Origin of the sequence: Sulfitobacter sp. HI0027 (assembly GCF_001634775.1) — a bacterium.
In the GTDB taxonomy this organism is placed as follows: domain Bacteria; phylum Pseudomonadota; class Alphaproteobacteria; order Rhodobacterales; family Rhodobacteraceae; genus Sulfitobacter.
In genome coordinates, this window is record NZ_LWER01000054.1 from 1 (window position 1) to 5,825 (window position 5,825).

Below are 5,825 nucleotides of genomic sequence, written 5' to 3' on the forward strand. Positions count from 1 at the left end.
GCGCGATGAGTTTTACCTCATGTCCAAGCGCTTCCATCTCGCGCGCCCAATAATGTGCGCTGCCACATGCCTCGAGGATAACCAAGCTTGGCTCCTGCTTAGCCATGAACACGGGAAACTGCGTTCGCGTCAGCTTCTTGCGAAACTGAATCTCCCCCGTGTGCAGCGCCCCATGAACTTGAAAAACATTCTTTGCCAGATCGACCCCGATCATCATATCCTTCATCTCGCCGTCCTCCTCTTTGTGTGGCTTTCAACACCACGACCTTGGCACATTGCGATGCCGTCTGGGGAGGGCGGCAACCACTCCATCTGTGGACATTGCGGATTTTCAAATCACCTGAGGTTTGATTCAACCTTCCAAAAGGGAGGTTTGAATGGACGAGCAGAGGTTTGTGATTTCCGATGACGTCTGGGGGCGGTTGAGGCCGCTTTTGCCTGGCAAGCCGGGCGACAGCGGAGCGACGGGCAAAGACAATCGGTTGTTTCTGGAGGCTGTTTTATGGCGGGTGCGGACGGGGTTGCCGTGGCGTGATCTGCCAAAGGCATTCGGCAATTGGAACAGCGTGTTCCGGCGTTTCCGAAGATGGGCTGAAGCCGGAGTTTTCGAGCGTGTTTTCAAAGAGATAAGCGGCTGTCCCGATTTCGAGTATGCACTGATCGACGGCACCATCGTCCAGGCTCACCAGAAGGCGAGCGGCTCAAAAGGGGGACTCAGCATCAGGCCATCGGACGCTCGCGGGGCGGACTGACGACCAAGGTCGTGGCGCTCGTCGACGCCTTGGGGAACCTGTTTGATTTTCTTCTTCTGCCCGGGCAGGCGCATGACATGAAAGGCGTCGCGCCGCTGATCGAAGGCGTGGATTTCGATGCGTTGTTGGCCGACAAGGCATTCGACGCCGATTGGCTGCTCGCCGAGCTTGATACACGCGGAGCGAAGGCGATCATCCCGCCCAAGGCAAACCGAAAGGTTACGCGCGACTACGACAAACATGCCTACAAGTGGCGGCACCTCGTCGAAAACTTCTTCGCGAAGATCAAGGAATTCAGGGCAATAGCCACGAGATATGAAAAGACCGCGTCCAGCTATGCCGCCAACTGGCACCTCGCCGCAACGGTCATTGCCTCAAAGTGAATGTCCACGGACCGTGGCATGGTGGCTGATATCGCCCTGCACGCGCCGGGGCGCGAGGGGGACGAGCGCAATCATCACGCCCACATTCTGCTGACCACCCGTGAGGTGGATACAGAGGGCTTTACCACCAAGAACCGCGACTGGAACAAGGTCGAGGTTCTTGAGGGCTGGCGGGAGGCGTGGGCGCGGGACAGCAACGCGGCCCTTGAACGCGCCGGCATCGAGGACCGCGTAGATCATCGAACGCTCGTAGCGCAGCGCGACGAGGCGCTTGAGCTGGCATCGGCGGCGCGGGAGCGCGGCGACGAGGGCGCGGAGCTGCACGAGACCGTGCGAGCCATGTCTCTGGATCGCCCGCCCCTGCCCCAGCTTTCCCTTGGCGCATGGCAGCTCAAGGAGCGCGGGGTCGAGGTTGCCGCCGTGCGCGTCTGGCACGAGGTCAAGGACCGTGCCGCCGAGGTCAGGCAGGTGGTGCAGGAGCTGACCGGACAGGTTCGTGATTGGCTGGACCGCGCAGCAGAGCGCGTCATGGACCGTCTAGGATCGGGACAGTCCGAGCTGGCGCTTGCGGGGGGGCGTGATGGCCGAGAGGAGGAGCCTGACCTTGCCACGCGGTTGCGGGACGCATGGGAGGCGCGGCAGGGCCGTGAAAAGGAACGGGACGTTGATGTGCAGGAGCGGGAGGCTTCGCCGGATTTGGCGGCGCGTCTGCGCGAGGCAGCGGCGGGAATAGATCCGGACGAGCTTGCTGCGCGTGCAGCCGCGTTGCGCGAGGGCCGTGAGGCCGAGGAACGGCACATCGCGCAGGAGGCCGCGCGAGAACAGGAACGGGTGAAAGAGCTGGAACGCCAGCAGGAGATTGAGCGCGAAGCCCATCGCGACCGAGGGCATGGGATCGAGCGGTAGGGTTGGTGCTGCGCACCAAGCAAAACCTCCCTTCCCCTGCCTTATGGCTGGCGATGTCAGTCAGGTTTTGAAGAGCAGTAACCGACCTTCGCTGCACTGCGCCTGAATTCACACAGTGCGGGACAAAGTTAGCTTTCGCTGCATGCGCCCCAAGGATCGCTATCAAGGGGTCTGATGGGGTGGGTTGGACTAATGGGTGGATACTAAAAACCGGTGGATCATAGGCGACATGCCCAGTAAACTAACCAATATGAAGTATTTGTCCGCCATTCGTATTGCTAAAATCGGGTTGGCCATATTGCTTTCGGCTGCTCTGAATTTCAGCATTGCAAAAGCCGATGCCCATGTGTTTGAGGCAAGTGAAGCAGTCTTTGAAAAAGTTATTTTTGCTACCGATACGGGTGATCTTGATTTAGCTACTCATGATCAAAGATTTAGCGAAAATGGTGAGGCATTCCATGGCTTTGACGATTGCCATATCCACATTATTGGACCAAAGCAGGCGCAGTTGGCATGCGATCAGTCGTCAGCAGACCGATCGCGACACTGGGCTGACGCCTCTGTGGTCCTTGCCACGCTCCAAGGTTTTTACCGTCCTCCGCGAGGCTGATCTGCCCCCATTGCAGAGTGGTATTTTACATATCCCGCGTCGCAGCGGGCTTTGTAGAAACTCATAGATATCACAGCAGACCAAACCGTTTGAGCCGAATCTGTTTCAGGGCCATTTCATCGGTTTGATCATGGCAGACGAAGTTCCAACAGGTGCCTGGACGTGTTTTCAGTGACCTATTCAATTCCTGGAGTACGATTATGAAACTGACAACGATGACCATGGCTGCGCTGACGGTGGGCGTATTTGCCTTGGTCCCGATCACTGGCGCGACTGGAAATGCGGAAACGCCATTGCCAATGACTGCAGTAGCTGCAGCAGCGCCGCAAGATGACGATCATGCCGGAGAAGCTGCAGATGCACACGGTGATGACGACCACGCCGATGAAGCCAAAGACGCGCACGGCGATGACGACCACGCCGGTGAAGCCAAAGACGCGCACGGCGATGACGACCACGCCGGTGAAGCCAAAGACGCGCATGGCGATGACGACCACGCCGGTGAAGCCAAAGACGCGCATGGCGATGACGACCACGCCGGTGAAGCCAAAGACGCGCATGGCGATGACGACCACGCCGGTGAAGCCAAGGATGCGCATGGCGATGACGACCACGCTGGTGAAGCTGAGGGCGCACACGGCGATGAAGGCGGTGGCGATGTTGTCAAACTGGCCCCCGAAGTCGCGAAAGAGGCCGGAATCTTACTAGAGCAAGCTGAGTTGGGAGCCTTGGGCGAGTCCCTCAGCCTGCCAGCAGAAATCCGCTTTGACGCAGACCGGATGGCAAATGTCACGCCCAAGGTGAGCGGAGTCATCGACCGGCTTTTGGTTGGTGAAGGCGACACCGTTGCCTATGGAGATACGCTGGCACTGATCACAAGCCGCGAGCTTGCAGGGTTGAAAGCGAAATGGATGATTTCAAAAACGAACGAAGCCCTTGCGGCACAGTCGTTGACGCGCCTGGAAGGGCTGTGGGCGCAAAAGATCACATCTGAGGTAAATGTCCAAACGGCCCGCGCAGAGCATGAATCGGCAAAGACCGAAAGTGAAGCTGCGGAAACCGAACTGCATGCCGTCGGAATTGACCACGCCGCTCTCGAAAAAATAGCCACTGCTCCGGATGGCAACAATGCCAATGCCTATCTGACTGCACCACTTGCGGGAACAATTGTACGACGTGCGGCGACGCTGGGAGAAACGGTAACAGCCGGGGATTCCAGCGCCAAGGTGCTGTTCACGATTGTCGATGACAGCGTGGTTTGGGCCGATATCGCGGTTTACAAGCAAGACATCAGCCGCGTTCGCGTTGGCGCGCCGGTTGCCCTGAAATCAGACGCGGGCGATGTCATTGCGCAATCAACAGTGGCATTTGTCCTGCCCGTTATTGATGAGGTGTCGCGCACGGCGACGGCGCGTGTCATCATCGACAACTCTGACAGGACCCTGACCCCCGGCCAGTTTGTGATTGCAGATCTCAGCGTCGGCAATGCCGCGGAGGTTTTGCGCGTGCCACAATCCGCCGTGCAACTGGTAGAGAACCGTCCGTCTGTTTTTGTCCCTGTTGACGGCGGGTTCGCACCGCGCGCCGTCATGGTCGGCACAACCGCTGGCGGCTATGTGGAAATCCGCAGCGGCCTTGAGGAAGACGACCTCTTTGTCTCTGACGGGGCCTTCACACTCAAAGCCCAACTTGAAAAAGACGCCTTTGGCGACGGCCACGGACATTAGGATAGCTGATTATGACTGATTTTATGCACCGCATCGCAGGCGGCTGGCTTTTGGCGGCCATTGCGGCTTTTGCGATGACGCTTGGCGGGCTTTTTGCATTTCGCGCCTTGCCTGTTGATGCCTTTCCGGACGTGACACCCGCGCTGGTTCAGGTTTTCACCGAAACCGAAGGGCTCGCCCCCGAAGAGGTTGAACGCTATGTGACCTATCCAATCGAAACGGCAATGTCGGGCCTGCCCAAACTCAAAAATATGCGGTCGGTATCGAATTTTGGGCTGTCGGTGGTGAACATCTATTTCGAGGACGGGACGGATGTCTATTTCGCCCGTCAGGTCGTGGGCGAGCGGCTCGCCGAAGCGCGTGGCAACATCCCCGACGGGTTTGGCGACCCGCAAATGGGTCCGATTTCAACCGGGCTTGGCCTCATCCTGTATTTCCGTCTGGAAGATCAGACCGGCGCACGCAACCTTGTCGAGATGCGCGAAATTCAGGACTGGATCGTCAAGTATCAGTTGCAGACCGTGGCGGGTGTCACCGAGGTTTTGTCCCTTGGTGGCTATGAAAAGCAATATCAGGTCAGGCTCGATCCCGATGCGCTGCTTGCCTATGATATTCAAATCGCCGATGTGATCAGCGCATTAGAGCGCGGAAACAAAACCGAAGGGGCGCAATTCCTCGAAATCGGATCCGAACAATACACGGTGCGCGGCGTTGGACTTGCCAAGACAATCTCTGATCTCGCAGAGATTGTCGTCAACGTGGAGGACGGGCGCACCGTGCGCGTGCGCGATCTGGGCCACATCATCGTTGGCGGTGGCGTTCGGCAAGGTCTTGCAACCGCCAATGGTGAAGGCGAAGTTGTCGCAGGGTTGGTTCTGAAACTTTATGGCACCAACACATCCGATGTCATCGCGCGGGTCCAGAAGCGCTTTGAGGAAATCAACGCAAGCCTGCCGGATGGTGTACTGGCGGTCCCCTACTATGATCAGGGAACGCTGGTAAACAAGGCCTCCGCAACCGTCACGACGGCGTTGTGGCAGGGGGCTGTACTCGTAGCGTTGGTGGTGTTTGTCTTCCTGGGCGGCTGGCGTCCCAGTCTGGTTGTGGTCCTGTCGATCCCGTTTTCCGTAGGTTTTGCGTTTATCGCAATGTACGTGCTCGGCATCAGCGCCAATCTGATGTCATTAGGGGGGGTCGCCATCGCCATCGGGATGATGGTCGACGGGGCGATTGTTATCTCTGAAAACGTGGATCGCAGCTTTGAGGAAGACGACGGCTCTGAAGAGCCGCGTATGTTGGTTGCCCGATCTACCGCCGAGGTAATCGCACCTCTGGTGGCGGCGGTTGCCGTGGTTATCGTTGTTTTCCTGCCGCTTTTCTCGCTGCAAGGGGTTGAGGGCAAAACCTTCCGGCCCTTGGCGGCATCGGCTGCACTCGCCATGACCGG

Annotated in this window: 4 protein-coding genes and 2 pseudogenes; 5 read left to right on the forward strand and 1 reads right to left on the reverse strand. The window is 58.2% G+C overall.

The window, feature by feature from the left end:
- Nucleotides 1-226, reverse strand: a pseudogene (locus A3722_RS03650) (IS110 family transposase); the annotation flags it as partial.
- 151 nt (nt 227-377) lie between these two features.
- Between A3722_RS03650 and A3722_RS23080 the strand changes: the two are divergent.
- From A3722_RS23080 to A3722_RS03675, 5 genes and pseudogenes are all read left to right on the forward strand, one after another.
- Nucleotides 378-1,135 (forward strand): annotated as a pseudogene (locus tag A3722_RS23080) (IS5 family transposase).
- An 18-nt stretch (nt 1,136-1,153) separates the two neighbouring features.
- Nucleotides 1,154-2,041 carry a MobA/MobL family protein gene (locus A3722_RS03665; protein ID WP_067627122.1) on the forward strand — a complete coding sequence of 296 codons (888 nt, stop codon included), beginning with the start codon at nt 1,154-1,156 and terminating at the stop codon, nt 2,039-2,041.
- A gap of 196 nt (nt 2,042-2,237) precedes the next feature.
- Nucleotides 2,238-2,651 carry a hypothetical protein gene (locus A3722_RS23820; RefSeq protein ID WP_150120119.1) on the forward strand — a complete coding sequence of 138 codons (414 nt, stop codon included), beginning with the start codon at nt 2,238-2,240 and terminating at the stop codon, nt 2,649-2,651.
- A gap of 200 nt (nt 2,652-2,851) precedes the next feature.
- Nucleotides 2,852-4,378 (forward strand): efflux RND transporter periplasmic adaptor subunit, encoded by a 1,527-nt coding sequence (locus tag A3722_RS03670; protein ID WP_067627124.1) that lies wholly within the window; start codon nt 2,852-2,854, stop codon nt 4,376-4,378.
- Between the two features lie 11 nt (nt 4,379-4,389).
- Nucleotides 4,390-5,825, forward strand: a 1,436-nt coding sequence (locus A3722_RS03675) for an efflux RND transporter permease subunit (RefSeq protein WP_150120419.1), incomplete at its 3' end; no start/stop codon positions are given.

What these genes read in the sequence shown, in the direction of transcription:
- A3722_RS03665 (WP_067627122.1), top strand. Translation starts at nt 1,154, where the DNA reads ATGGTGGCTGATATCGCCCTGCACGCGCCGGGGCGCGAGGGGGACGAG.
- A3722_RS03670 (WP_067627124.1), top strand. Translation starts at nt 2,852, where the DNA reads ATGAAACTGACAACGATGACCATGGCTGCGCTGACGGTGGGCGTATTT.